The organism is Methylobacterium sp. J-059 (assembly GCF_022829485.1).
Lineage (GTDB): Bacteria > Pseudomonadota > Alphaproteobacteria > Rhizobiales > Beijerinckiaceae > Methylobacterium.
Genome location: NZ_JAKSYA010000037.1, coordinates 1 through 25,019 on the forward strand (window position 1 = coordinate 1; position 25,019 = coordinate 25,019).

Annotated in this window: 22 protein-coding genes; 16 read left to right on the top strand and 6 right to left on the bottom strand. The window is 70.5% G+C overall.

Annotation, left to right across the window (positions count from 1 at the left end; all coding sequences use genetic code 11):
- From MKK55_RS03435 to MKK55_RS03460, 6 genes are all read left to right on the top strand, one after another.
- Positions 1–567, top strand: a 567-nt coding sequence (locus MKK55_RS03435; RefSeq protein WP_279595963.1) for a carbon starvation CstA family protein, incomplete at its 5' end; no start/stop codon positions are given.
- A gap of 5 nt (positions 568–572) precedes the next feature.
- Positions 573–797: a YbdD/YjiX family protein gene (locus MKK55_RS03440; protein WP_243933299.1), complete on the top strand. Its 225-nt coding sequence runs from the start codon at positions 573–575 to the stop codon at positions 795–797.
- A 112-nt stretch (positions 798–909) separates the two neighbouring features.
- Positions 910–1,344 (top strand): tellurite resistance TerB family protein, encoded by a 435-nt coding sequence (locus MKK55_RS03445; protein WP_147844056.1) that lies wholly within the window; start codon positions 910–912, stop codon positions 1,342–1,344.
- A gap of 33 nt (positions 1,345–1,377) precedes the next feature.
- Complete coding sequence (locus tag MKK55_RS03450; protein WP_243933300.1) at positions 1,378–2,631, top strand: DUF898 family protein; 1,254 nt, start codon at positions 1,378–1,380, stop codon at positions 2,629–2,631.
- Complete coding sequence (locus tag MKK55_RS03455) at positions 2,628–3,758, top strand: M48 family metallopeptidase (RefSeq protein WP_409566011.1); 1,131 nt, start codon at positions 2,628–2,630, stop codon at positions 3,756–3,758. The genes MKK55_RS03450 and MKK55_RS03455 overlap by 4 nt, the downstream gene beginning before the upstream one ends.
- A 143-nt stretch (positions 3,759–3,901) precedes the next feature.
- Entirely contained in the window at positions 3,902–7,138 is a 3,237-nt protein-coding gene (locus tag MKK55_RS03460; protein WP_243933304.1) for an efflux RND transporter permease subunit, read from the top strand.
- Here the strand turns inward: MKK55_RS03460 and gph are convergent.
- A complete protein-coding gene (gene gph, locus MKK55_RS03465) occupies positions 7,129–7,812 on the bottom strand; it encodes a phosphoglycolate phosphatase (protein WP_243933305.1) in 684 nt (227 codons plus the stop codon). The two genes, MKK55_RS03460 and gph, sit on opposite strands and share 10 nt — an antisense overlap.
- Positions 7,813–7,987: 175 nt before the next feature.
- Here gph and MKK55_RS03470 point away from each other — a divergent pair, with 175 nt between their 5' ends.
- The 7 genes from MKK55_RS03470 (at position 7,988) to MKK55_RS03500 (ending at position 14,602) form a co-directional block, all read left to right on the top strand.
- On the top strand, positions 7,988–8,452 hold the full coding sequence (locus tag MKK55_RS03470) for a hypothetical protein (RefSeq protein ID WP_147858171.1): 465 nt from the start codon (positions 7,988–7,990) through the stop codon (positions 8,450–8,452).
- A gap of 166 nt (positions 8,453–8,618) precedes the next feature.
- The gene (gene rpiA / locus MKK55_RS03475; protein WP_147858170.1) at positions 8,619–9,332 is read left to right on the top strand and encodes a ribose-5-phosphate isomerase RpiA; all 714 of its coding nucleotides are present in this window, start codon (positions 8,619–8,621) and stop codon (positions 9,330–9,332) included.
- Positions 9,333–9,415: 83 nt separating this feature from the next.
- Complete coding sequence (locus MKK55_RS03480; RefSeq protein WP_405042593.1) at positions 9,416–9,988, top strand: DUF2059 domain-containing protein; 573 nt, start codon at positions 9,416–9,418, stop codon at positions 9,986–9,988.
- A gap of 79 nt (positions 9,989–10,067) precedes the next feature.
- Positions 10,068–11,255, top strand: coding sequence for an O-antigen ligase family protein (locus MKK55_RS03485; RefSeq protein WP_147858168.1), 1,188 nt, complete (start codon positions 10,068–10,070; stop codon positions 11,253–11,255).
- A complete protein-coding gene (gene gor, locus MKK55_RS03490) occupies positions 11,252–12,637 on the top strand; it encodes a glutathione-disulfide reductase (RefSeq protein WP_147842867.1) in 1,386 nt (461 codons plus the stop codon). The genes MKK55_RS03485 and gor overlap by 4 nt, the downstream gene beginning before the upstream one ends.
- 55 nt (positions 12,638–12,692) lie before the next feature.
- Positions 12,693–13,061: an RNA polymerase sigma factor region1.1 domain-containing protein gene (locus MKK55_RS03495; protein ID WP_147842866.1), complete on the top strand. Its 369-nt coding sequence runs from the start codon at positions 12,693–12,695 to the stop codon at positions 13,059–13,061.
- Positions 13,062–13,216: 155 nt separating this feature from the next.
- A complete protein-coding gene (locus MKK55_RS03500) occupies positions 13,217–14,602 on the top strand; it encodes a class II 3-deoxy-7-phosphoheptulonate synthase (RefSeq protein WP_243933306.1) in 1,386 nt (461 codons plus the stop codon).
- Positions 14,603–14,661: 59 nt separating this feature from the next.
- Here the strand turns inward: MKK55_RS03500 and MKK55_RS03505 are convergent, their stop codons facing one another.
- Positions 14,662–17,484 (bottom strand): EAL domain-containing protein, encoded by a 2,823-nt coding sequence (locus MKK55_RS03505; RefSeq protein ID WP_243933307.1) that lies wholly within the window; start codon positions 17,482–17,484, stop codon positions 14,662–14,664.
- A 280-nt stretch (positions 17,485–17,764) separates the two neighbouring features.
- Between MKK55_RS03505 and MKK55_RS03510 the strand changes: the two genes are divergently transcribed.
- Positions 17,765–18,154, top strand: a complete 390-nt coding sequence (locus tag MKK55_RS03510) for a plastocyanin (RefSeq protein ID WP_313898921.1) — start codon at positions 17,765–17,767, stop codon at positions 18,152–18,154.
- Positions 18,155–18,160: 6 nt separating this feature from the next.
- Here the strand turns inward: MKK55_RS03510 and MKK55_RS03515 are convergent, their stop codons facing one another.
- Together MKK55_RS03515 and glp are read right to left on the bottom strand one after the other, a co-directional pair.
- A complete protein-coding gene (locus tag MKK55_RS03515; protein ID WP_147842863.1) occupies positions 18,161–19,435 on the bottom strand; it encodes an efflux RND transporter periplasmic adaptor subunit in 1,275 nt (424 codons plus the stop codon).
- A 110-nt stretch (positions 19,436–19,545) separates the two neighbouring features.
- On the bottom strand, positions 19,546–20,796 hold the full coding sequence (gene glp, locus MKK55_RS03520) for a gephyrin-like molybdotransferase Glp (RefSeq protein WP_243933308.1): 1,251 nt from the start codon (positions 20,794–20,796) through the stop codon (positions 19,546–19,548).
- 52 nt (positions 20,797–20,848) lie between these two features.
- Between glp and MKK55_RS03525 the strand changes: the two genes are divergently transcribed.
- Positions 20,849–21,022 (top strand): hypothetical protein, encoded by a 174-nt coding sequence (locus MKK55_RS03525; protein WP_243933309.1) that lies wholly within the window; start codon positions 20,849–20,851, stop codon positions 21,020–21,022.
- A 253-nt stretch (positions 21,023–21,275) separates the two neighbouring features.
- Positions 21,276–22,586 (top strand): hypothetical protein, encoded by a 1,311-nt coding sequence (locus MKK55_RS03530; protein ID WP_243933310.1) that lies wholly within the window; start codon positions 21,276–21,278, stop codon positions 22,584–22,586.
- A gap of 21 nt (positions 22,587–22,607) precedes the next feature.
- Here the strand turns inward: MKK55_RS03530 and MKK55_RS03535 are convergent, their stop codons facing one another.
- Positions 22,608–23,735 carry a GNAT family N-acetyltransferase gene (locus MKK55_RS03535; protein ID WP_243933312.1) on the bottom strand — a complete coding sequence of 376 codons (1,128 nt, stop codon included), beginning with the start codon at positions 23,733–23,735 and terminating at the stop codon, positions 22,608–22,610.
- A complete protein-coding gene (locus MKK55_RS03540; protein ID WP_243933314.1) occupies positions 23,732–24,727 on the bottom strand; it encodes a sterol desaturase family protein in 996 nt (331 codons plus the stop codon). The genes MKK55_RS03535 and MKK55_RS03540 overlap by 4 nt, the downstream gene beginning before the upstream one ends.
- Positions 24,728–25,019 lie beyond the last annotated feature (292 nt).

The following is a 25,019-nucleotide window of genomic DNA, read 5'->3' on the forward strand; positions in this document are numbered from 1 at the left end:
GGGCTGGCGGTGCCGTCGTTCAAGCAGACCAACGCCTGGGTGCCGAGCATCCTGGCGACGGCCATCGCGGTCGGCGCCTGGGGCTACTTCCTCTACCAGGGCGTGACCGACCCGCTCGGCGGCATCAACACGCTGTGGCCGCTGTTCGGCATCTCGAACCAGATGCTGGCCGCCGTGGCGCTGACGCTGTGCACGGTGGTGATCTTCAAGATGAAGCGCGAGCGCTACGCATTCGTGACGATCATCCCGACCGCGTGGCTGTGCATCTGCACACTCACCGCGGGCTGGCAGAAAATCTTCTCCGCCGACCCGAAGATCGGGTTCCTCGCCCATGCCGAGCGCTACGCGAGCGCGCTGGCGGAAGGCAAGGTGCTGGCGCCGGCCAAGGACCTCGGCCAGATGGGCCAGATCGTGCTGAACGACCGGATCGACGCGGTGCTCGCCGCGCTGTTCATCGGCCTCGTCGTGGCGATCGCCGGCTTCGGCATCGCCGCCTGCGTCAAGGCGCTGCGCTCCGACCGCTGGACGGCCCTCGAGAGCGAAGCCCGCATCGTCGCGGCGGAGTAGGGCCGATGGAGGCCGCTTCGCAGAACCTGCGCGACCGTTGGAAGGCCCTGTCCAAGTGCGTCTGCGACGGCGCGCGCCTGATGGTGGGGCAGGGCGATTACGCGGCCTATGCCGCCCACGCCGCGCGGACGCATCCCGACCAGGCGCCGATGACCGAGATCGAGTTCTTCCGCCATCGGGAGAACACGCGGTTCGGTGTCGGCAACACCAGCGGATTCCGCTGCTGTTGACCATGCGACGGCGTGACGGACGGATCGTTCGAGGATGCGGCCCGGTCGCGGGCGGGAAACGCTTGACTCCGAACGGGCATTTCCCGTGAGTCAGGCGAGTGCGAGGTAGGCAATGAGCATCTTCCAGGACGCCATTCTGCGGTTCGGCCGGACGATCATGTCCTATGCCGGCGACGGCCTGTTTCTTGCTGCCGCGGTCTCGGCCGCGGCCAACGTGACGATCGCCGACGGCGACGTCGACGAGGAGGAGGTCGAGTCGGCGATCTCGGGCATGCGCGCCAACCCGATCCTCCAGAAATCCTACGACACCCTGCGGATCGAGCAGGAGCTGTACGAGGGCATCGCCCGCGCCAAGACCCGCGCCGGGCGGATCGAGAACCTGCGCCACGTCGCGGCCATCGCCGACCGGCCGCTCGACCAGCGCCAGGACATCTTCCTGATCGCCGCCGACGTCGCCGATTTCGGCGGCATCAGCGAGGTCGAGCACAAGGCGCTCGACGAGATCGCCGCCGCCCTCCAGGTCGAGAAATCGGCCCTGCTGCGCTGACCGGCCGTCGATCGCAGGCCCGGAAGGGGATCCATGTCGCGGACCGGACAGGTTGCCTTCGACACCCGGCTCCGCGGCCTCACCAGGCTCGCGATCGTCGGGTTCCTGCTCTCGCTCGTCACCTTCGGCATCTACCGCTTCTGGTACATGACCGACCTGCGGCGCTTCTTCTGGAGCCGCACCGTCGTCGACGGCAGCCCGGCGGATTACACCGGCACCGGGCGCGAGCTCTTTCTCGGCTTCCTCGCGGCCCTCGGGCTGCTGATCGTGATCTATGTCGGGCTGTTCGGCCTGGCGATCGCGCTGCCGAGCCTGGCGCCGTACTCGGCGATCCTGTCCTTCGTCATCCTGTTCCTGCTCGGGCAGTTCGCGATCTACCGCGGGCGCCGCTACCGGGCGATGCGGACGCTGTGGCGCGGCATCCGCCTCGGCCAGGACGGCTCGGGCCTCGCCTATGCCGGCCGGGCCGCCCTGTGGTGGGCGCTGACGCTGGCGACGCTGGGCCTCGCTTTCCCGTTCATGCGCGCCGGCCTCGAGCGCTACCGCATCGGCCACACCCTGATCGGCACCGGCCGGATGGCGTCCGACGCGCGCGGGCGCGCGCTCCTCGGGCCTTGGCTGCTGTTCTACGCGGTGGCGCTCGGCCCGGTGCTCGCCCTGCTGCTGGCGCTGATCGCCGCCAACGACTTCGTCCTGCCGATCGACCTGATGCTGCCCAAGCCCGGGGGCAAGGGCGGCGATCTCATCCTCAACCCCGCCTATGCCGGCACCCGGATCGCGATCCTCGCCGTCGCGCTCGGGATCACCGCCGGCTTCTGCCTTCCGCTCTCGCTCCTGCTGGTGCCGTTCTATCGGGCGCGCGAGACGCGGGTCTTCATGAACGCGGCGCGCCTCGGGCCGGTACGCCTCGTCTCGACGCTCCGCGCGCGGCAATTCTACTGGCCCTACCTCGTCTACGCGCTGTCGCTCCTCGGCTTCGTCGTGGTGGTCGGCCTGATCGCGCTGCTCGCCGGCCTCGCCGCGCGGGCCGCGGGCGGCGACGGGCTGGCCTGGGCGGCGGTGCTCGGCGGCGGCCTGCTCTATCTCGGCGGCGCGCTCGCCTTCGCGGTGCTGTACGTGCGCGTCGTCCAGGCCCGACTCTGGGCCGAGGTCGCGACCACGACGCAGGTGGCCGATGCCGACGGCCTGAACCGCATCCTCGCCGCGAGCCACGGGCCCGGCAGCGGCCTCAACGAGGGCCTCGCCGACGCGCTCGACGTCGGCGGCGCGCTGCAGATCGGGTTCTGATGGCGCTCACCGCGTCCGGCCGCTGGTTCGACGGACGGAGCGCCGCGCCGCACGCGGTGACCCTGCACCTCGGCGAGCGCCTCGAGATCACCGGGCTGGAGGTCCATCGCGACTGGAACCTGACCGATTTGCGGGCCGGCGAGGGGCAGGCCCCGCTGCTGCGCCTCGGGATCGCGGGCGATCCCGGCCATGTCGAGGTCGTGGACCCGTCGTTCGCCGCATGTCTCGAAACCCGCTGCCCCGACCTGCGCAAGCGCGCGGACGCGGGCGGAGGAACCTGGCGCCTCGTCGCCGGCTCGCTTGCGGTCGGCATCGCGGTCCTGCTCACCGTGTTCTTCGGCCTTCCGATCGCGGCGGGCGTTCTCGCGCCGCTGGTGCCGGCCGGCATCGAGGCGCGCCTCGGCACCGCGGTGGAGGCGCAGGTGCTCGACCTGATGGGCGAACCGGCGCCCTGCGCGGAGCCGGCCGGCCGGGCCGTGCTCGACCGCCTCGTCGCCCGCCTCGCGGCCGGTCGCGGCCTGCCGCCCGATCTCGCGGTCACGGTCCGCCGCCACGACACCGCTAACGCGGTGACGTTGCCGGGCGCGCGCGTCGTCGTGCTCTCCGAGCTGATCGCCAAGGCGCGGAGCGCCGACGAGTTCGCCGGCGTGCTGGCGCACGAGCTCGGGCACGTGGCGTTGCGCGATCCGACCCGGGCGCTGATCCAGGCCTCGGGCACGTCGTTCCTGCTCAGCCTCGTGCTCGGCGACCTCACCGGCTCCACCGTGATCGTCGCCCTCGGCCAGGCCGTGCTCTCGGCCGGCTACAGCCGCGATGCCGAGCGGGCGGCCGACGCCTATTCCGTCGCCGCGATGCGGTCGGCCGGCGGCGACGCGGCGGCGCTGGCCTCGATGCTCGAGCGGATCGCCAAGGACGAGGCGGATGCCGACCCGGCCCTCCTGCGCAGCCATCCCTTCACCCGCGAGCGTGCCGCGACGATCCGCGCCCTCGCCGGGGCCCGGGACCCCGACAGGCACATCCTGAGCGACGCCGATTGGATGCAGCTGCGCGGGATCTGCCCCGGGGCGACGGACGGGCCGGACAAGCCTGCAACGAAACCCCGCCCGAGCCAGCGACGGCGGGTCTGAGCCGGCCTTCGACCACGCCGCAAGGTCCTGCGGCCTCTTCGCAGCCGCAGCGCGCGGACATGATCGCGAAACAATACTCGCGTTCGGTGGCGCCTGAATTCATGATGCGATGATCCGGGCCATGGCCGGATCACGGAGACCAGATGGGCCTCGTCCAGTACGCACTGAAGTTCCGCATCACTACCTACGTGCTCGCCGTGCTGATGATGCTCGCCGGGGGCGGCGCGATCGTGGTCGCGCCCAAGGACGTGCTGCCGATCGTCGACATCCCCGTGGTCGTGGTGGTTTGGACCTATACCGGCCTGTCGACGCCGGAGATGGAGCGGCGGATCACCACCTACGCCGAGTTCTCGCTTTCGAACAACGTCAACAACATCAAGCGGATGGAGTCGACGACGCTTCAGGGCACCGCGATCCAGAAGATCTACTTCGACGGCGAGGTCAGCGTCGACCTCGCCATCACCCAGGTCGTGTCGGCGATGAACTCGATCCGCTCGGCGATGCCGCCAGGCGTGCAGCCGCCGATCGTGCTGCGGTTCTCGGCCTCCTCGGTGCCGGTGATCCAGCTGGCGCTGACCTCGACTAAGGAGAGCCTGACCAAGGTCTACGATTACGCGCAGTACCGCATCCGCCAGCGCCTCGTGCAGGTGCCGGGCTCGACGCTGCCGTCACCGTTCGGCGGCACGCCGCGACAGATCATGGTCGATCTCGACCTCCAGGCGCTGCGGGCGCTCGGCCTCACGGCGCTCGACGTCACCAACGCGATGACGGCGCAGAACCTCACCGTGCCCTCCGGCTTGGTCAAGATCGGCGAGCAGCAATATCCGGTCCTGCTCAACGCGACCCCGGACGCGATCGCGGCGCTGAACGAGATCCCGATCAAGGTCGTGGCCGGCCAGCCGGTGCTGGTGCGCGACGTCGCCTACGTCCGCGACGGCGGCCCGCCGCAGGTCAACATCGTGCGCTCGGACGGGTTGCATTCGGTGCTGATGCGGATCTTCAAGAACGGCACGGCCTCGACGCTGGACGTGGTCAACAACATCAAGAAGGTGCTGCCCGAGATCCAGGCCGCCGCGCCCGACGGCATGGCGATCAAGCCGCTGTTCGACCAGTCGGTCTTCGTGTCCGCCGCGATCGAGGGCGTGATCCACGAGGCGGCGATCGCCGCCTGCCTCACCGGCCTGACGATCCTGCTGTTCCTCGGCTCGTGGCGCTCGACCATCGTCGTGCTGATCTCGATCCCGCTCTCGATCCTGACCTCGCTCGCGATCCTCGCCGCGCTCGGCCAGACCATCAACGTGATGACGCTGGGCGGCCTCGCGCTCGCCGTCGGCATCCTCGTCGACGACGCGACGGTGGCGATCGAGAACACCTATCGGCTGTTCGAGGAGGGCGAGCCGTTCCGCAAGTCCGTGGTCGAGGGCGCCGCCAGCATCGCGAAGCCGACGCTGATCTCGACGCTGTCGATCTGCGCCGCCTTCGTCTCGGTCTTCGCGCTGGCCGACACGCCGAAGTACCTGTTCACACCGCAGGCGCTCGCGGTCGTGTTCGCGATGCTGACTTCGTACCTGCTCTCGCGCACCCTCGTGCCGGTGCTGATCGACGTGCTGGTCGCGCGCGAGTACGTCGAGCGACATGGCGGCGGGCACGACGCCGTCGCGCCGCCGCGGCGCGGGCGGGTGGCGCGGGCCATCGGTTGGCTCGGGCGCCCGGTGATCCACGTCGCCGGGCGTTTCCGGAACGGCTTCGAGGCGCGCTTCGAGCGCTTCCACCGCGGCTATCTCGGGCTGCTCCACGTCGTGGTGCGCCGCCGCGTCGCGACGATCGCCGTCGTCCTGCTGGTGTTCCTCGGCACGGCCGGGCTGTTCACCTTCGTCGGGCGCGACTACTTCCCGCAGGTCGCCTCGAGCCAGCTCACGCTGCACCTGCGCACCCGGCCCGGCATGCGGATCGAGACCGCCGAGCAGGTCTTCGCGGCCGTCGGCGCCACGGTGCGCGAGGTGATCCCGGACGGCGAGATCGAGCAGATCCTCGACAACATCGGCCTGCCCTCGAACAACTACAACTTCGCGTTCTCGGACGGCTCCTTCGTCGGCTACAACGACGGCCAGATGCTGGTGAACCTGCGCGAGGGACACGGCGACGTCGGCGCCTACACGAAGCGCCTGCGCGAGGTGCTGCGCGAGCGCTTCCCCGACGTGATCGTCTACTTCCAGCCCTCCGACATCATCACGCAGATCCTGAACTTCGGCACGCTGGCGCAGATCGACATCCAGGTCTCGGGTCGCAACGCCGAAAAGGACCTCGCGGTCGCCCAGAACATCGTCCGCCGCCTGAAGGAGACGAAGGGCGCGGTCGACGTGCACCTGCACCAGATCGTCGGCACGCCACAGTTCTTCGTCGACGTCGACCGCCGCCTCGCCTCGGAGCTCGGGCTGACCCAGCAGCAGGTGGCGCAGGGGCTCAACGTCTCCCTGTCGGGCTCCTTCCAGGTGACGCCGAACTTCTGGACCGACCCGAAGACCGGCATCCCGTACCAGCTCTGGGTGCAGACGCCGGAATACCGCAACGCCTCGCTCACCGACCTGCAGAACACGCCGCTGCTGGTGCGCGCCAACAGCGACCAGCCGGGCGTGCTGACCCTGCTCTCCAGCGTCTCGACCCTGCGCCGCGAGGCGACGCAGACCGTGGTCAACCACGTCAACACGGCGCCGACCTACAATATCTACGCGGCGGTGCAGGATTCCGACCTCGGCTCGGTGGCGCGGGAGATCCGCACCATCGTCGACGAGGAGCAGAAGGCGCTGCCGGTGCCCGACAAGATCACCGTGCGCGGGCAGATCGAGAACATGGACTCGGCGTTCCTGCGCCTCGGCGTCGGCCTGAGCATCGCGCTCATCGCCGTCTACCTGCTGATGGCGGTGAACTATCAGAGCTGGGGCGATCCCTTCGTGGTGCTGGCCGCCCTGCCGCTCGCCTTCTGCGGCATCGTCGCGAGCCTGTTCATCACCGGCACCACCTTCTCGATCCCGTCGCTGTTCGGCGCGATCATGTCGGTGGGCATCGCGTCCGCGAACTCGATCCTGCTCGTGACCTTCGCCCGCGAGCATCGCGAGGCGACGGGGTGCTCGGCGGTCGACGCCGCCCTGCTCGCCGGCGAGACGCGCCTGCGCCCGGTGCTGATGACGGCGGGCGCGATGTTCCTCGGCCTGATCCCGATGGCGCTCGGCACGGGCGAGGGCGGCGAGCAGAACGCCGCGCTCGCCCGCGCCGTGATGGGCGGCATCGCCTTCGGCACGCCGGCGACGCTGCTGTTCGTGCCGTTCCTCTACACGCTGCTGCGCGCGGGCAAGGTCCGGGTGCCGGAGGACTACGCCTGAGCCGACAGCAGCTCGGCGACGGCACCGGGCAGGTCCGAGAAGTGCGAGATCACCCGGTCCGGCCCGAGCTGGTCCACCGGCGTGTCGGTGTAGCCGAAGGTGACCGCCACCACCGGGATGCCGGCGGCCTTGGCGGCATCGATGTCGGCGCGGGAATCGCCGACCATCACCGCGCGCTCCGGATCGCCACCGGCCCGCGCGATGGTCAGCGTGATGTGGCGCGGGTCGGGCTTGCTGTAGGGGAAGGTCGCGCGCCCGCAGATCGCGGCGAAACGGCCGCCGATGCCGAGCTGGTCGAGCAGGTCGACCGCGAGCCCCTCGACCTTGTTGGTGCAGACGGCCAGCCGGAAGCCCTCGGCCTCGAGCCGATCCAGCGCCTCGACCACGCCGGGATAGAGGTGCGAGCGCTCGCACAGATGCGCGCCGTAATGCTCCAGGAAGTCGCCGAACAGCACCTCGTGCCGCTCCGGCGTCAGCTCGCGGCCGGCGGCCTCGAAGCCGCGGCGGATCAGCGCCTTGGCGCCGGCACCGATCAGGTCGTGGGCCTCCTCGAGCGCCAGTTCCGGCAGGCCTTCCCTCACGAGCAGCACGTTGAGCGTGCCGACGAGGTCGCCCGCGGTCTCGGCCAGGGTGCCGTCGAGGTCGAACACGGCGATCTTCGGCAGGGTGGGCATCGGGTCTTTCCGGGGCGGCGGGGGGAGGGGCCCTCGCTAGCCGGCCACCCGCGGCGGGGCAAGGTTGCGGGCAGGTTTCGAAACCGTTCGGGTCGTGCGCGAGACGGCGTGCGGCGCCCCACACTTGCCCGAAAAACCCTCGAAAGGAGGGGCGTCACACCCTCCGGGACCCCCCATGAAACTCCCTCTGCTCGCCCTCGGCCTCGGCCTGCTCGCGCCGGGTACCGCCGCCGCCGCCTCGTTCGAGTTCGTTCCGGCGCCCCAGGCCGACCTCAACCGCATGTATCGGGTCGACAAGGTCACCGGCGAGGTCACCTCGTGCCAATACGGCTTGCAGGAAGGCGCCGGCGGCATCGGCCTCACGGTCTGCTTCGCGGCCGGCGAGGGCGCCGGTGCGCAGCCCCCGTCGGAATATGGGCTCGTGGCGACGCGCCACACCCGGGAGGCGGGCGTGTTCCGGGTGAACTACCGCACCGGCGAGATGAGCATCTGCTTCGTGCTGGTGAAGAAGGAGCAGGTCGTCTGCACCCAGCAGACCAACCCGTCGGCCGAGGGGGCCGCCGAGGCGCCGCTCGTCGGCAGCGTCCCGGGCCGGGCCGGCGCGAGCGCGACGCCGCCGCAGGGCGGCAGCCGGTTCTGACGAAGCCGGATCCCACCGGGGGGATCGTCATCCGAATACCGGTCTCGGCCGGTACCGCGGCTTCCCGGCGCGACGGCGGCCATGCTAGGGCGTGCCGCATCCCAACGGGACGGACCGGCACCCTGCGCATGCATCCTTTCGTGAGACCCGACGGCGGGACGTCGTCGTGAGCGGCCCGGACCTGCGCCGCGCGGCCGCCGCCCGCGCCCTCGATCTCGTCGAGCCCGGAATGCGGCTCGGCCTCGGCACCGGATCGACGGCGGCGGCCTTCGTCGCGTTGCTCGGCGCGGGGGTTCGCGACGGCCTCGACGTCGTCGGCGTCCCGACCTCCGAGGCGACCCACGCGGCGGCGACGCGGGAAGGCATCCGCCTCGCGACGCTGGAGGAACTGCCCGAGCTCGACCTGACGATCGACGGGGCCGACGAGGTCGATGCCGATCTCCGGCTGATCAAGGGCGGGGGCGCGGCGCTGCTGCGCGAGAAGATCGTCGCCTGCGCCAGCCGCCGCATGGTGGTGATCGCCGATGCCGCCAAGCGCGTCGGGACGCTCGGCGCCTTCCCGCTGCCGATCGAGGTCAACGTCTTCGGCCTCACGGCGACCCGGCGCGCCGTCGAGGCGGCGATCGCGCGCGCCGGCTGCACGGGTGCGGTCGCGCTGCGCATGGCCCCCGGCGGCGCGCCGCTCACGACCGACGGCGGCCACCACATCCTCGACGCGCGCCTTGGGCGGATCGCCGATCCCGAGCGGCTGTCGGCGCTGCTCTGGTCGGTGCCGGGCGTGGTCGAGCACGGCCTGTTCCTCGGGATCGCCACCGCGGCCATCCTCGCCGAGGACCGCGACGGGCAGGCCGAGATCACCGTGATCGGCAGCCTCGCATAGCTGCATCAGCGCGCCCGACGGCGCCCCGGCGACGGCCTCGGATGCCGGCGCCGGCTCTTCCCCTCGCTTCAGGAATGCCCGGAATGCCCGTCCTCTCCCGCCGCCTCTTCCCCGTGCTGGTCGCGGCCCTAGTCGCCGCTGCGCCCGGCCTCGCCCAGGCCCAGAAGGCTGCGCCTCAGAAGCCCGCCGCGACGCCGGCCGCGCCCGCCGCCCCGGCCACGCGCGGCGCCCCGACGATCGGCGCCAACCATCTCGCGCTCGCCCGCGAGGTGATGCTCAATTCCGGCATCGCGCGCTCGTTCGACTCGATCATTCCGGCCTTCGCTGAGCAGATCAAGCAGCAGACCGTCACCCGCCCCGAGCTGAGCAAGGATCTGGACGAGGTGCTGCAGGGCCTCAACCCCGAGATGGAGCTGCAGAAGCAGCGCATCATCGACACCGCGGCGCGAATCTACGCGAACAAGCTGAGCGAAGCCGAGCTGCAGGACATCGCGGCGTTCTTCCGCTCGCCCGCCGGCAAGCGCTACGTCGAGACCCAGCCTCAGATCCTCGACGAGATGGTGCAGGCGATGCAGACCTGGACCCAGGAAGTCTCGGAATACGTCATGGTCCGCGTGCGCGCCGAGATGGGCAAGCGCGGGCACCAGCTCCAGTAGGCACACGAATCGACCGCGCGGCCGGCCCGTGTCCCCGTCCCGACGTCTTTATGCAGCGGGCGCCGTCGCGCTCGCCGTGATGCCCCTGGCGATGGCGCTGGCCAACCGGTCGAGCCCCCTCGTCGTCGCCATCGCGGCCGTGCTGTTCCTGGCCGGGCGCTGCGTCGAGGATGCCGGCGCGGTCCCGCGCCGCCTCGTCCCGCCGCTCGCGACGCCGGTCGGCCTCGCCGCGCTGGCGTTCCTCGCCTGGTGCGCGCTCACCCTGGCCTGGACGCCGTTCCCCGCGCTGTCGCTGCGGATGGCCGGCGAGTTCCTGCCGACGCTCGTCGCTGCCTACCTCCTCGTCCGCCTCGCGCCGGGGCGCATCCCGGCCTTCGCGGCTCCGCTCGCGGCGGCGATGGTGGTGCTCGCCGGGCTGACCATCGCCGTCGGCCTCGCCACCGGCCTGCCGCTGCAGCGCGCGCTCGGTCAGCGGGTGGCGGAATTCGTCTACAACCGCCCGGCGCTGACCCTCGCCGTCGTCGCCGGCCCGCTCGCCCTGGTGCTGTGGCGGCAGGGCCGGCGGGTTCTCGCCCTCGTCGCCTTGGCCTTCGCGGCCCTCGGCATCCTGCGCTCGGTGAGCGGAGCCGCCGCCATGGGGCTGATCGCCGGCGGGGCGATGTTCGCCCTCGCGCGGCTCGTGCCGGGCCGGCTCGCCGTCGGCGTGGCCGGGCTGAGCCTCGGCCTCGCGGTGGCGCTGGCGCCGGTGGAGGGCGACCTGCTCGATCGCTTTATGCCGGAGGCCGCGCACGAGCGGCTGGTGCATTCCTCGTCGCGCGCCCGCGTCGCCATCGCCCGCAGCTTCGGCGCCGCGGTCGCGGCGGATCCGTGGGTCGGGGCGGGCTTCGGCACCTCCGCCCGCTTCGCCGAGACGCCGGTGGCCCAACGCCTCGATCCCGAGATGCGCACGCTTCTGGCGGTCGGCCATCCGCACAACGCGTTCCTTCAGGTCTGGGCCGAGCTCGGCGTCGTCGGCGCCGTGCTCGTGGCGGCCGTCTCGATGCTGATGCTCGCGCCGGTTGCGGGTTCGGATTCGGCCGAGCGCGCGACGGCGCTCGCCCTGATCGCGGCGGCGGCGGCCATCGCCTTGGTCGAGCACAACACCTGGGCGGCGTGGTGGACCGCCGGCCTCGGCGCTGCCATCACCTGGCTGCGCGATGCCGGGCACCGCACCGCGCAGGCACCCCTTCCCCGGCCCTCGGCCGCGCCCGATCGGACCCCGTCATGACCGACACCTACGACGTCGACCTGTTCGTCATCGGCGGCGGCTCGGGCGGCGTTCGCGCCGCGCGGATCGCGGCCGGCTACGGCGCCCGCGTGACCATGGCGGAAGAGTACCGCGTCGGCGGCACCTGCGTGATCCGCGGCTGCGTGCCGAAGAAGCTGATGGTCTATGCCGGTCGCTTCGCCGACGAATTCGAGGACGCCGCCGGGTTCGGCTGGACCGTCGAGGCACCGCGCTTCGACTGGAGCGTCCTGAAGCGGAGGCGCGACGCCGAGGTGACCCGGCTCGAAGGGATCTACGACGCCAACCTGATCCGCGCCGGGGTCACGGTGGTGCCGGAGCGCGCCGTGATCGAGGACGCGCACACGATCCGCCTCGTCGGCAGCGGCGCGCGCGTGACCGCCAAGGTGATCCTGGTGGCGGTCGGCGCCCATCCGGTGAAGGAACCGGCGGTGCCGGGCGCCGAGCTGGCGATCACCTCGAACGAGGTGTTCGAGCTGGAGACGCTGCCCGAGCGCATCCTGGTGATCGGCGGCGGCTACATCGCCGTCGAGTTCGCCGGCGTGTTCGCGGCCCTGGGCAGCCGGACGACGCTGCTCCATCGCGGCGACAGGCTGCTGCGCGGCTTCGACGACGAGATCCGCGACGCGCTCGGCGAAGCCTACGCCAGGCGGATGTCGCTCAAGCTCGGGCGCACCCTCGCGAAGCTCGAGCGCGTCGCGGGCGGGATCGCCGCGACGCTGGACGACGGCGAGACGATCACGGTCGACCAGGTGCTGATCGCGACCGGCCGGCGCCCGAACGTCGGCGGGCTCGGCCTCGACCGCGTTGGGATCGAGACCGACGCCGCCGGCGCGATCCCGGTCGACGCCTACTCGCGGACCGCGGTGCCCTCCATCTACGCGGTCGGCGACGTCACCAATCGCGCCAACCTCACGCCGATCGCGATCCGCGAGGGCCACGCCTTCGCCGACACGGTGTTCGGCGAGAAGCCGGCCTGCGTCGACCACCGCCTGATCCCGACCGCGGTGTTCTCGACCCCGGAGATCGGCGTCGTCGGCCACAACGAGGACACCGCCCGCGCGATCTTCGGCAAGATCGACGTGTTCAAGGCGAGCTTCCGGCCGATGAAGGCGACGCTGTCGGGACGCGACGAGAAGATCCTGATGAAGGTGCTGGTCGACTGCGCCAGCGACAAGGTCGTGGGCGTCCACATCTTCGGGCACGATGCCGGCGAGATCATCCAGGCGGTCGGCATCGCGGTGACCATGGGCGCGACGAAGGCCGATTTCGACCGCACCATCGCGGTGCACCCGACCGCGTCCGAGGAACTGGTCACCATGCGGGTCCCGCAGGTGACCAAGCATCCCGTCGCCGTCGGCTGACGATCCCGGTCGCGCCGGGTCTCGACGGCGCGGTTTCACGAGCCATATCCGATCGATGGGCAAGAAAGACTCCGGCAAGAAAGACCCCGGCAAGCGCGAGCCGGGCAAGGCCGGCCCGGCCGAGCCGGTGCCGACGGCCGGCGACGCGCAGGCGCGGCGTCAGCGCGTGATCGACGGCCTCCTGGCCGACGCGCTCCGGCCAGCCTTCACCACCACCCTGCCGAGCCGGGACGCGCTGGCGCCCGACATCCAGGGCGCGATCGAGGCGCTGCTGACGAAGGCGGCGGCCCGGCGCAGCCGCTGCCTGACCTACGAGGACCTGGAGGAGGCGCTTCCGCCCCGGGACGTCTCGGCGGAGGACCTGGAAGCGATCTTCTGGATCCTGGCCGAGCACGGCATCGAGGTCGAGGACGGCGAAGGCTGATCTTCGCGGAGGCGGATACGGGACCTGACCCCCGATCCGCCCTGGCCTGCGCCGGCCTCATCTCGCTCCCCGGAAAAAAGCACTCTATAAGCCGCGCTTCGCGCCAGGATTCGGCGTGGAGGAAAGATCGCCGCACGGTGCGGGGGAGTTGTGTGATGGGCGAGCGTTGGACACCGAAGACATGGCGTGACCTGCCGATTCAGCAGGTGCCGGCCTATCCGGATCCGGCCGCCCTCGAAGCGGTCGAGGCCCAGCTCGCGAGCTTCCCGCCCCTGGTCTTCGCCGGCGAGGCGCGCAAGCTCAAGACGGCGCTCGCGCGCGTCTCCACCGGGCAGGCCTTCCTGCTTCAGGGCGGCGATTGCGCCGAGAGCTTCGACGAGCATTCGGCCGACAACATCCGCGATTTCTTCCGCGTGTTCCTGCAGATGGCACTGGTGCTGACCTTCGCCGGCGCGTCGCCGGTGGTGAAGGTCGGGCGCATCGCCGGGCAGTTCGCCAAGCCGCGCTCCTCGCCGACCGAGACGCTCGACGGCGTGAGCCTGCCGAGCTACCGCGGCGATATCGTCAACGGCCTGACCTTCACGGACGAGGCGCGCATCCCGGACCCGCGCCGGCAGCTCGAGGCGTACCGGCAGTCGGCGGCGACGCTCAACCTGCTGCGCGCCTTCGCGACCGGCGGCTACGCCAACCTCGAGAACTCGCACCGCTGGATGCTGGGCTTCGTCAAGGACAGCCCGCAATCGTCCCGCTACGCCGACGTCGCCGAGCGGATGACGGAGGCGCTCGACTTCATGCGCGCCATCGGGATCAATCCCGAGACGCACCAGGAGGTGCGGACCACCGACTTCTACACCAGCCACGAGGCGCTGCTGCTCGGCTACGAGGAGGCGATGACCCGCGTCGATTCGACGACCGGCGATTGGTACGCCACGTCGGGCCACATGCTGTGGATCGGCGACCGGACGCGCCAGCCCGATCACGCCCACGTCGAGTACGCCCGAGGCATCTGCAACCCGATCGGCCTGAAGTGCGGGCCGTCGATGGAGGCCGACGGCCTGATCCGGCTCGTCGACAAGCTGAATCCCGGCAACGAGGCCGGTCGGCTCAGCCTGATCTGCCGGTTCGGGGCGGACAAGGTCGGCGAGCATCTTCCGCGCCTGGTTCGCGCGATCGAGCGCGAGGGGCGCAGCGTCGTGTGGGTCTGCGATCCGATGCACGGCAACACGATCTCGGCCGGCCGCTACAAGACGCGCCCGTTCGAGCGGGTGATGCAGGAGATCGAGGGCTTCTTCGGCGCCCATTCCGCTGAAGGCACCATCCCGGGCGGCATCCACCTGGAGATGACCGGCAAGGACGTGACCGAATGCACGGGCGGCGCCCGCGCGCTGACGGCCGACGACCTCCAGGATCGCTACCATACCTACTGCGACCCGCGCCTCAACGCGGAGCAGGCCCTGGAAGTGGCGTTCCGCACGGCCGAGCTGGTCAAGCGCGGCCGCACGGTGATCGAACGCCCGCGCCTCGACGCGGCGGCGGAGTAGGACCGCCGGCCCGCGGCTCGACCGATCGAATCCGCGTCGGCCGAACCGGCCGGCGCGGATCAGGCGATCGCCCGCGCCGCGCCGTTCCAACGGGTGATCAGGGCGGGCAGCTCGACCGAGGGAACCGGTCGGCTGAACAGGTAGCCCTGCACCTCGTCGCAGCCCTCGGCTCGCAGCTTGGACAGCTGCGCCTCGGTCTCGACGCCCTCGGCCGTCGTGGTCATCCGCAGGCTGGCGCCCAGGCCGATCACCGCACGGACGATGAACTCGGTCCCGTTCTCGGCGCACAGGTCGCGCACGAAGGACTGGTCGATCTTGATCTTGTCGAAGGGGAAGCTGCGCAGGTAGCTCAAGCTCGAGTAGCCGGTGCCGAAATCGTCCATCGAGACGCGGGCGCCGAGCATCTTGAGATTGTGCAGGATCGCCGTCGTCGCGCCCGGGTTGGCGACCAGCACCGATTCGGTGATCTCCAATTCGAGGCGCTGGCCGGGCAGGCCGGTGCGCTGCAGGGCCTCGCGCACGACAGTGATCAGGCTCGCGGAGGTGAATTGCACCGCCGAGACGTTCACGGCGACCTTCAGGCCCTCGGGCCAGCGGGCGGCCTCCTCGCAGGCGCGGTGCAGCACCCATTCGCCCAGCGGCACGATCAGGCCGAGCTCCTCGGCGACGGGGATGAACTCGACCGGCGACACCCATCCGCGCACCGGGTGGTTCCAGCGCAGCAGCGCCTCGAAGCCGCAGATCCGCTCGGCGTTGAGGCAGTAGATCGGCTGGTAGTGGACCTCGAAGGCTTCGTTGGCGACCGCCTCGCGCAGGTCGACCTCGAACAGCCGGCGTGCCTGCAGGCGCGCATCCATCTCCGGCTCGAAGAACCGGAACGATCCGCGGGCGTCGACCTTCGACCGCGCCAGCGCGACGTCGGCGTTCATCAGGAGCTTCTCGCAGCTCGTGCCGTCGTAAGGCGCCAGGGTGATCCCGAGGGTGACGCCGAGGGTCACCGTGTGGCTCGACAGGACGAAGGGCGCGCCCAGCACCTCGACGAGGCGGCGGGCGAGCACGGCGGCATCCTCGGCGGTGTCGATCCCGCGCTGCAGGATCGCGAACTCGTCGCTGCCGAGGCGGGCGCAGCTGTCGATCTCGCGGATGCAGGCGCCGATCCGGTTGGCCGCCGCCTGCAGCAGCTCGTCGCCGACCACGTGGCCGAGGGTGTCGTTCACCGGCCGGAAATCGTCGAGATCGAGGCAGAACACGGCAAAGCCGGTGCCGCGCCCGGCCTGCGCGATCGCGGCGTCGACCTGCTCGCTGAACAGGATCCGGTTCGGCAGGCCGGTGAGGGTGTCGTGGTGGGCGAGATAGGCGATCCGCGCCTCGGCCTGGCGCCGCTCGGTCACGTCGTCGTAGGTCGCGACGAAGCCGCCATCGGCGGTCATCCGCTGCTCGATGGCGACGACCCGGCCGTTGGCGAGTTCCTGGAAATGGGTGCGCTGGCGGCTCGTCCCGAAGATGCAGGCGGCCTCGCGCAGCATATCGGCGAGGGTCGAGCCCGGATGGTGGCCGGCGCCGAGGCTGCATTGGAGCACCGCTTCGGCCGACATGCCCGGCACGACCGAACCGGGCGGCAGGTTGTAGATCTCGGCGTAGCGCCGGTTCACCACCATCAGGCGGTGGTCGGCATCGTACAGGCACAGGCCCTGGCTCATGTTGTCGAGCGCCGCGTCGAGGCGCAGGTTCGTCTGCGTGAGCCCGGCCTCCTGCTCCTTCAGGACGCTGATGTCGCTGCACACGGCGACGAACCCGCCCTCCTGCGTGGCGCTGCGGCTGACGCGCAACCAGCGGCCGTCGGCGAGCAGAACCTCGCCGTCGCGCGACAGGGTCCGCGCGCAGTCGATCATCGGGGCCGGCGCGTCGATCTCGCCGTTGGCGAGCGCGATCACCGACGATCCGACCTCGACGGCCGAGCGCAGGCCGCTGAAGAACTCCAGCGCCTGGGCGTTGGCCAGAGCGATCCGCCCGTGGGCGTCGACGACCACGACGCCTTCGCGCGAGCTTTGGAGCGCGTCGGCCAGCAGTGCCTCGGCGGAGCGGCGCTGGCTGACCTCGCGCTCCATCATCGCCTGGATGTTGTCGCGCATGGTCGCCATGGCCCGCAGGAGCGCACCCAGCTCGTCGCGGCCGCCGGTCGGCACCGCGTCGTCGAGGCGGCCGGCCGCGATCCGCTCTGCGACCGCCGAGGCCGAGGCGAGCGGGCCGATGATCCGGCGGTTCAGCAGGTAGGCGACGAAGCCGGACAGGATCAGCGCCACCGCCATCGCGATCACGTTGAAGCGGATCTCCTGCGCGACGACGGTCCGGGCGGTCTGGCGGAAGACGAAACCGTCGCCGGCGGTATAGTTGACCAGAAGCTCGATCTGCCCGTCGACGATGCCGGCCTGGCGGTCGAGGGCGTCCCAGGCGGCGCTCTTGCCGGTCGATCCGTCGAGGCCGTGGCGCATCGACTCCCAGAGCTCCACGCCCTCCTGGACGGCCTTGGCCGAACGGATCACACGGTCGGATTGCGAGCGCTCGACGGCGATCCCGAGGTCGTCGGAGAGCGTCGCGGCGAGCTCGTTGATCTCGGCATCGAGCTTGGAGGCGGCCGCCGGATCGCCGGTCACCATGCGCCGGGCGAAGGCGGAGCGCATCTTGGCGAAGTCCGCTGCCGCGGCCCGCGCGTAATTGATCGACATCAGCGATTCGTCGTAGGTGCGGTTGACGAGCTCGCCCGCATCCTGAAGGCCCCGGATCGCGTAGAGACCGAGCGCGCCGGTGATCAGGCTCATGGTCAGGAACGCCAGGAGGATCCGGCCACGGATGGTCACCCGCGCATCCACCATGCGCGGCATCCCGCTCGTTGCCGAGCGTGGCCTCCTATTCGGTCCGGTCCCATTCCATCGCATCGAGACGTAGCTTCTTTCTGCCCGCGCTCGGCCAAGTTAAATGCGAAATGTTAAGGCGCCATTAGCCGGTGCGCCGCGTATCGGCGGCTGGATCGGGCACCGAGGATCGTACCGAAGCCCGATGCAACGCTGCAGTTACGTTGTGGAACACGCGAAAGCCGCCGTCGACATCAGCAGAATCTTAACCACGGCCGCGCAACCATGAGGCGTGATCTTCGAGGACGCCATGCCCAACCTCAGGGAATCGGTGATCGGCCGCGCGAGCCCACGCTCGGCCCCACGCTCCGTCGCCGGCACGGCGGCGGCGCTGGTCGCGGGCGTTCTGGCAGGCATGGCCTTCGTCGGCCGGCTGGAAGCGAGCGGTCACCTCGTGTCGCAGAAGGGCCGGGCGTTCCAGCCCAACAGCCTCGTCGTCACCCGCGGCGACACGATCACCATCGTCAACGACGACAGCGACCTGCTCCACCACATCTACATCGAGTCGGACGCCTTCAACTTCGATTCCGGCGATCAGGTCCCGGGCAGCCGCACGCCGGTGACGTTCGAGAAGAACGGCACCTTCCTCGTGCTGTGCGGCATCCACCCGAAGATGAAGCTCATCGTCCGGGTGAACTGAGCGCCCTCAGCGCGCCGCCGCCTGGACCGGCTTGGCCTCGCCGGGGCCGCCATCGCGCTTGATCCGCTGGCCGTCGCGAAGGTCGGCCGGCGGCCCGAGCACGATCCGCTCCTGCCCGGTCAGGCCCTGGTCGATCTCGATCGTCGTCCCGAAATCGCGCCGGATATGCACCGAGCGCCACTCGGCCCTGTCGTCGTCTCCGACGACCGCGACCTGGGTGCCCCCCTGGTTGAACACCAGGCCCTCGGCGGGAACGATCACCGCCGGCTCAGGACGCGGAATCTGCAGGGTCACGTAGACGTAGAGGCCGGCGCGCAGCGTCCCGTCGGGGTTCGGCACGTCGACTTCCGTCGTCAGGGTGCGCGACGCGGTCAGCAGCGCCACCGAGCTGCGCTCGACCCGACCCGAGAAGGTGCGGTCCGGAATCTGCGGCACCTTGATCGTGGCGACGACGCCCTTCCTGACGCCGATCGCCGCGTTCTGCGGCACGTTCACGCTGATGCGCAGGATGTCGTCGCGATCCATGCCGAGCAGCGCCGTGCCGCTTCCGTCGGCCTTGACCAGGTCGCCGACGTCGACGCTGCGGGTGGTGACGACCCCGTCGAAGGGGGCGACCACGTCCTTGAAGCTGGTGAGCGCCTTGAGGCGATCGACGGTCGCGTCCTGCGCCTTGATGTTGGCCTCGGCGACCTTCACCCCGGCTTCCGCGGCCGCGAGGGAGGCGCCCTGGCTCAGCACGCCCGCCTGCGAGTTGTCCGCGTTCTGGCGCGAGGCCCAGCCCTGCGTCGCCAGCGTCGAGGTGCGGTTGTTGGTGAGGTTGGCGAGATTGACGTTGGCGCGCGCCTGATCGACCTGCGCCTTCGCCTGAAGCAATTGCGCCCGCATCTGCCCGGCCTGCGCCTCGGCCTGAGCGAGCTGCTGGTCGAGCTCGGGCGCCGCGATCCGCAGCAGGATGTCGCCGGCCTTGACCCGCGACCCGATGTCGACGCGGCGTTCGGCGATGTAGCCGGTCGCGCGGGCGAAGATCGCGGCGCGGGCGAAGGCCTGGGTATCGCCGGGCAGGGTCAGGTCGACCGGCTTGTCGCTGCGCTCGACCGCGGCGACGCGCACGGCCGGCACGGTCTCCCGCACCTTGCGCTGCGTCTCCGTGGCGGCGGCGGACTGCTTCCAGTGCCCGTAGCCGCCCCAACCGAACAGGCCGGCCGCCACCAGGCCGACGAGGACGAACGGGCGCTTGCCCGGCGGCGGGGGAACGTCGCTGACCGCGGCGTGGGGCTTCATGATGCGCTCGCCTTCAACCGGCAGCAACGATGCCGATGCGACCTCGACGATAGCCGGCATCGCGCTTGGAGCCTAGCGGTTGCGGTGCCGCATCGCCGACGATCACGCCGTCACCACATCGCGGCAAAGGCGTGGAATGCCAGAACGTCTCCCGGATCGATCCGGTCGAGATGGTCGGGCACGTCGGCGAAGCCGTCGCTGCCGGTGAGCGAGGTGATGGTGCCCGAGCCGCGTCGCGGGAACAGCGTCGCCTCGCAGGCCCCGTCGGCGGCTCGATGCACGCAGACGCGCAGGAACTCGCGCCGACCCGGCTTTCGCGACAGCGCGAAGGCGGCCCGCACGGGCATGCCTCTGGGCTCCGTATGGACCGCGCCGCCGAGGCGATCGAGAAGCGGCCGGACGACGAAGGCGAGGGTGACGAAGGCCGCGACCGGATTGCCGGGCAACCCGACGAACGGCGTGCCGGCGACCACCCCCATGGCGACCGGGCGTCCGGGCTTGATCGCCAGCCGCCAGAAGGCGAGCGATCCCGCGGCGGCGACCGCGTTCTTCACGTGATCCTCCTCGCCGACCGAGACGCCGCCCGAGGTGAGGATCAGGTCGTGCCCCTGCGCCGCCTCGCGCAGGCGTGCGGCGAGCACATCCGGGTCGTCGCGCAGGATGCCGAGGTCGCGGGCATCGGCCCCGAGCCGCCGCAGCAGCGCGATCAGCATCACGCGGTTGCTGTCGTGGATGCCGGACGCCGCGCGCGCGCCGCCGGGCTCCGTCAGCTCGTTTCCCGTGGAGAACACCGCGACGCGCAACGCCCGCCGCACGGGAATGGCGCCGCGTCCGATCGCGGCGGCGAGCGCCAGATCCTGCGGTCGCAGCCGACGGCCGGCGGGGATCGCGACGCTGCCACGCGCGATGTCCTCGCCCGCCGGGCGACGATTGGCGCCGCGGACGATGCCGGACGGCAGCACGACGCCAGCGGGCGTGACCTCGACGTCCTCCTGCATGACCACCGTGTCGGCACCTTCCGGCATCGCCGCGCCGGTGAAGATCCGGTCGGCGGCGCGCGCGGAAAGCGCCGACGGCGCGGCGCCGGCCGGCAGGCGCCCGCGGACCGGCAGCAGCGTCGATCCGGTCTCGGACAGGTCGGAGAAGCGCACCGCGTAACCGTCGACCGCCGAATTGTCGAAGGGCGGGACGTCGATCGCCGCCGAAACATCCTCGGCGGCGATGCGGCCGTCGGCTTGCGACAGCGGAACGGATTCCACGCCGGCCACCACGGGGAGCCGCGACAGGATCATCGCCGTCGCCTCGGCGACGGTCATCACCGGCACCGACGGATCGAAGCAGTCGTCGCTGAGGCGCGTCATCGTGCGCCGCGCCCGTGCCGCCCCTCTGGCGGTGCCGAACCGGATCGTGCGGATGAAGCAGGTGCTGCGCGAGGCGTCACGGGCGGCCGATGGATCGATGGGTGTCGGGCTTGCGGCATCGCGGCCGGCCGATCAAGCCCCGCTGAAACCAAACGGCGTTCCCGACGTAGGGGAACCGCGAGCCGGGCGCATGACGTTTCGCGGGCAGGACGATCCGCATGCGTAGTCGGCCGGCGACGATCTACGTAACCCGCGATCGCATGGTGCGTTGCAAAAAGATATGCGAGATTCGTCCTAGGCAAACGCGTGATCATTCGTCGATTCGGATATCACACTGGGCGATCGTTCGTCTCGAAGACACCTTCACCTCGTCAGATCGATATCATGGCCGGACACGGAAACATTCAGACACGGACTGGCGTCGCGCGCGTGATTGCTGCACGGTGCCGCGCGCTCTCCGACCGTCGGGGACGCGGCGCATGAGGCTTCCGGACATCGGACGCTTCGGTCGGCGCTTCGCCGTGATCCTGTCCGGCGAACTGATCCAGAGCCTGTTCCACTTCGTCCTGAACATCGTGCTCGTGCGGGAGCTCGGCGCCCACGGGTACGGCCTGTTCGCGATCGTGTTCACGATCGGCGCCGTCGGCGTCACGTACATCCGGGCCCTCGTCGCGGTGCCGGCGACGCTCTTTCTCGCGCGCAGTCTCGGCCGCCCGGCGGAACGCGGCCACGACATGGTGTTCGGCTCCGGAGCGACCGCCGTCGCGCTGCTGATGGCCGCCGCTGTGTCGGTCGGGCTCGCGCCGGTGCTCGGGGTCACGGCGCTCGCCGGCGGCGCCTTCGTCGGGCTCTACGCCTTCCGCAGCTACCTGCGGATCGTGCTGCTGGCGCGCCGCGCGCCCTGGGTCGCGGGCGCGAGCGACATGGTCTATTCGGCCTGCGGGCTGGCGCTCGTCGTCTTCCTCCATGCCGGCGACGACGCCCTGCTCGAGCACGCCTTCCTCGGCATCGCGGCCGCGCACGCGGCCGGGATCGCCGTGGCGTTGGCGGCGATCGGGCGACCGGTCCGGGTCTCGTTCCGTGCCAGCGTGCGGCGGCGCTACCTGGAGATCTGGCGCACGCTGGCCTGGTCGCTGCTGGGCGTCACCGGCACGACCGTCCAGGGCCAGGGGCTGACGCTGCTGTTCGCGCTGCTGGCCGGGCCCGCGGCCTATGCGCCGATCGCCGCGACTTTGGTGCTGTTCGCGCCGCTGCGGATCCCGACCAACGCCCTCAACAACATGGTCCTGCCGGAGATCTCGGCGTTGCTCGCCGCGGGCCGCCGGCGCGAGGCGCGGCGCCTCGTCGTGCGCAGCACGGCCCTGATCGGCCTCGCCTGCCTCGCCTACGGGGTCGCGATGTGGACGGCGCTGCCGATCATCGAGCGGCACCTGTTCAACGGGCGCTTCGCAAGCGAGCCGATGGCCGCGATCGGTTTCGGCGTCTGGTGCGTGGTGACGATCGCGCTGCTCTACGCCATCCCGCGAGCGTTCCTCGAAGCGTCCGCCGCGTTCCGGGTGATCGCCGCAGGCGCCCTGGTCAGCGCCGGCATCGGCTTCCTGATCATGGTGCCGCTGCTGCTCACCCTGGCGCCGCCCTTCGCGCTGATCGGCCTCGCGGTGTCGGAATGCGTCACCGCGTTGTGGTCGGCGAAGGCGTTCCGCGACCGGTCCCGCCATCCCGACGGGCGGGTGCGCGAGGCCGCCGACCGCTTCGCGGCCGGCACGTCGGCACCGGCGGCCGCCGCGTGAACGGACGCCGGCGTTCCGGGTTCAGGCGGCTTCGCTCGCCGCTGCAACCTGCGGCGGCGGCGTGCCGCTGCGGCGGCGCATCTCGCGGACCACGAGGTTCCAGGAATCGAGCATCATCGCGGCGGCGCCCGGCAGCGTCCTGCGGCCCATGAAGGCGTCGAGCGTGACGCTGGTGGTGGCGAAACGGCTCTTGAACGCCTCGGCCCCGCACAGGAAGTCGACGGTGTGCAGCCCCTGGTCGATCGACCACTGGATGTAGTCCATCATCAGCACCATGCCGGGCGAGCCGCGCTCGAACGCCGGATCGTAGGTGGTGACGAAGGCCATCATCGTGCCGGCCTGGACGAAGTTGATCGACACCGCGACGATGACGCCATCGCATTCGAGCACGAAGGCGCGCAGCAGGCCGGTCTCGGCCAGCACCCGCACCAGGGCGGAGAGCGCGGGCGACCCCTCGTCGTAGAGGTTCGATTCGAGCTGGTTGCCGGCGAGCCACTTGCGCTTCAGGTCGGCGAGCCGCAGCAGCACCGGCTCCATCGGCGCGTCGGGCGGCAGCAGGCGGAAGCGCAACGGGCCGGATTCGCCGATGAACTTCTGGCCGCGACGATAATTCTGGCGGGTCTTCTTCGATTGCGCCGCGACCCAGGCCTCGCCCGTCGGCCAATCGCCGGCGACGCGGAAGCTGACCTCGCTGCGATGGTTCGGTCGCAGGCGCACGCCGGCCGCCTGGCTCGGATCGAGCAGCGCCCGTGCCTTCGCACCCGGAAGCAGGCGGTTCAGGTAGACCAGGTCGAACCCGCCGGCGGCCGAGAGATGCCCCCACATCCGCCGCAGGAGACCGGGATCGTCGCCGGCCAGGAGGGCGTCGCCGTAATCGGTGTGGTCCTTGGCCGCCCATTCGAGCAGGCGCAGCCCCTTCCGCCGGCAGGTCGCCATCGGCAGCACCGCGACCAGGGCGTCGCCGCGCCAGGCCAGCACGATCTGCAAGGCGCGCCGCTCCCGATCCGGCACCGTCGCCCACCATGCGGCGATCCAGGCCTGGCTCTGGAACACCAGCGCACCGGATTCACGCCACAGGGCGGTCCAGGCCGGGCCGACCTCGGCGAGCCGCTCGCCCGTGCGGACGATCTCGAAACGCTCCGCGCTCACGGCTGCGACCCTTCCCGGGCCTGGATCGGGGCGGCGCGACGCGGCTTCAAGCGGCGCTTGACGACCCGCCACATCTTCTTGAGCGGCAGGATGTAGAGGCCGTTCAGCGACTGGTAGTCGCGCACGTCGCGGTCGACGAGGCCGAACTTGAAGCTCTCGTTCGGCTCGGGAACGCACAGGGTTCCGAAGACCCGATCCCAGAACGAGAACAGCAGCCCGAAGTTCTTGTCGTAGTGGCGCGGGTTGGTGCTGTGGTGCAGCTGGTGCCAGTGCGGGCACAGGATCAGGTTGTTGAGCTTGCCGAACGAGATCTTGAAATGCGTGTGCCGGACGAAGTCCATCATCAGGATGTTGCGCATGATGTAGACGTTGACGCCGAACACCGTGACTTCCACCGGGTTGAGTGCGATCAAGGTCCACAACCCGAAGCAGATGCCGGGGATGACGCCGTCCCAGGCGCGGTTCATGAGCTCGTCGAGCGGGTGGACGCGATCCTTGGTGATGCCGACCATCACCTCGGCCGAATGGTGAACCTTGTGCAGCTCCCACAGGAACGGGAACCGGTGCTGAGCGGTGTGATACAGGTAATAGGAGATGTCGTAGGCGAGCAGCATGGTCACGGTGAAGACGATCACCGTGATCGGGCCCGGCGACCCGCCCATCAGCGGCGCATCGATGCCGAACATCGTGCCGACGATCTTGTTGGTCGCGTAGCCGACCGCGACGACGAAGGTCACGGCCGCCGGAATCAGCAGGAACGGCATGATCGCCTTGCGGGTGATGTAGAACAGCAGGTCGGCGCGCGCGGACGGGTGGGTGATCACCTCGTGCGGCAGCAAAAACTCGAAGAACTCTGCGAAGGACTTCTCCTCGACGGTCCGCCAATAGGCGATCACGGCGCAACCGAGGGCGGTCGCGAGCAGGAGGCCGGCGGCGAGGAGGTTGGCGGCCGAGATGCGATCGAGGATCTGCTCGATGAAGGTGCTGATCATATCCCATCTCTCATGCCCGTGCCGGCCATGGGGCCGAAAGCGGGTCGAAGCACGGAAGACCGGAGCGCGAACGCGATCCGGCGAGATCGTGTGAGTGTCGCAACCGCAGGCGCGATGTGCAGTGGATGAGGAACAGCAATACCGCGTGCGGTCGAACGATGGAACAACGTCCGCCGAAACGATCGCAGGAGAATACTTACGAAGCGATCACCGGAGGCTGTAAGCTCGACCGTATCGTCAAGACTTCGTTTCGAAACCGGTTCCGGGCCGGGTCGAGCATGCCGGCGACCGG

Excerpts from the sequence above, each read along its gene's own strand:
- MKK55_RS03495 (WP_147842866.1), top strand. The coding sequence starts at position 12,693 with ATGGGCAAGAAAGACTCCGGCAAGAAAGACCCCGGCAAGCGCGAGCCG.
- MKK55_RS03500 (WP_243933306.1), top strand. The coding sequence starts at position 13,217 with ATGGGCGAGCGTTGGACACCGAAGACATGGCGTGACCTGCCGATTCAG.
- MKK55_RS03510 (WP_313898921.1), top strand. The coding sequence starts at position 17,765 with ATGCCCAACCTCAGGGAATCGGTGATCGGCCGCGCGAGCCCACGCTCG.
- MKK55_RS03530 (WP_243933310.1), top strand. The coding sequence starts at position 21,276 with ATGAGGCTTCCGGACATCGGACGCTTCGGTCGGCGCTTCGCCGTGATC.
- glp (WP_243933308.1), bottom strand. The coding sequence starts at position 20,796 with ATGACGCGCCTCAGCGACGACTGCTTCGATCCGTCGGTGCCGGTGATG.
- MKK55_RS03450 (WP_243933300.1), top strand. The coding sequence starts at position 1,378 with ATGTCGCGGACCGGACAGGTTGCCTTCGACACCCGGCTCCGCGGCCTC.
- gor (WP_147842867.1), top strand. The coding sequence starts at position 11,252 with ATGACCGACACCTACGACGTCGACCTGTTCGTCATCGGCGGCGGCTCG.
- MKK55_RS03505 (WP_243933307.1), bottom strand. The coding sequence starts at position 17,484 with ATGCCGCGCATGGTGGATGCGCGGGTGACCATCCGTGGCCGGATCCTC.
- MKK55_RS03480 (WP_405042593.1), top strand. The coding sequence starts at position 9,416 with ATGCCCGTCCTCTCCCGCCGCCTCTTCCCCGTGCTGGTCGCGGCCCTA.
- MKK55_RS03525 (WP_243933309.1), top strand. The coding sequence starts at position 20,849 with ATGAAGCAGGTGCTGCGCGAGGCGTCACGGGCGGCCGATGGATCGATG.
- MKK55_RS03540 (WP_243933314.1), bottom strand. The coding sequence starts at position 24,727 with ATGATCAGCACCTTCATCGAGCAGATCCTCGATCGCATCTCGGCCGCC.
- MKK55_RS03440 (WP_243933299.1), top strand. The coding sequence starts at position 573 with ATGGAGGCCGCTTCGCAGAACCTGCGCGACCGTTGGAAGGCCCTGTCC.
- MKK55_RS03485 (WP_147858168.1), top strand. The coding sequence starts at position 10,068 with ATGCCCCTGGCGATGGCGCTGGCCAACCGGTCGAGCCCCCTCGTCGTC.
- MKK55_RS03460 (WP_243933304.1), top strand. The coding sequence starts at position 3,902 with ATGGGCCTCGTCCAGTACGCACTGAAGTTCCGCATCACTACCTACGTG.
- MKK55_RS03470 (WP_147858171.1), top strand. The coding sequence starts at position 7,988 with ATGAAACTCCCTCTGCTCGCCCTCGGCCTCGGCCTGCTCGCGCCGGGT.
- gph (WP_243933305.1), bottom strand. The coding sequence starts at position 7,812 with ATGCCCACCCTGCCGAAGATCGCCGTGTTCGACCTCGACGGCACCCTG.
- MKK55_RS03445 (WP_147844056.1), top strand. The coding sequence starts at position 910 with ATGAGCATCTTCCAGGACGCCATTCTGCGGTTCGGCCGGACGATCATG.
- MKK55_RS03515 (WP_147842863.1), bottom strand. The coding sequence starts at position 19,435 with ATGAAGCCCCACGCCGCGGTCAGCGACGTTCCCCCGCCGCCGGGCAAG.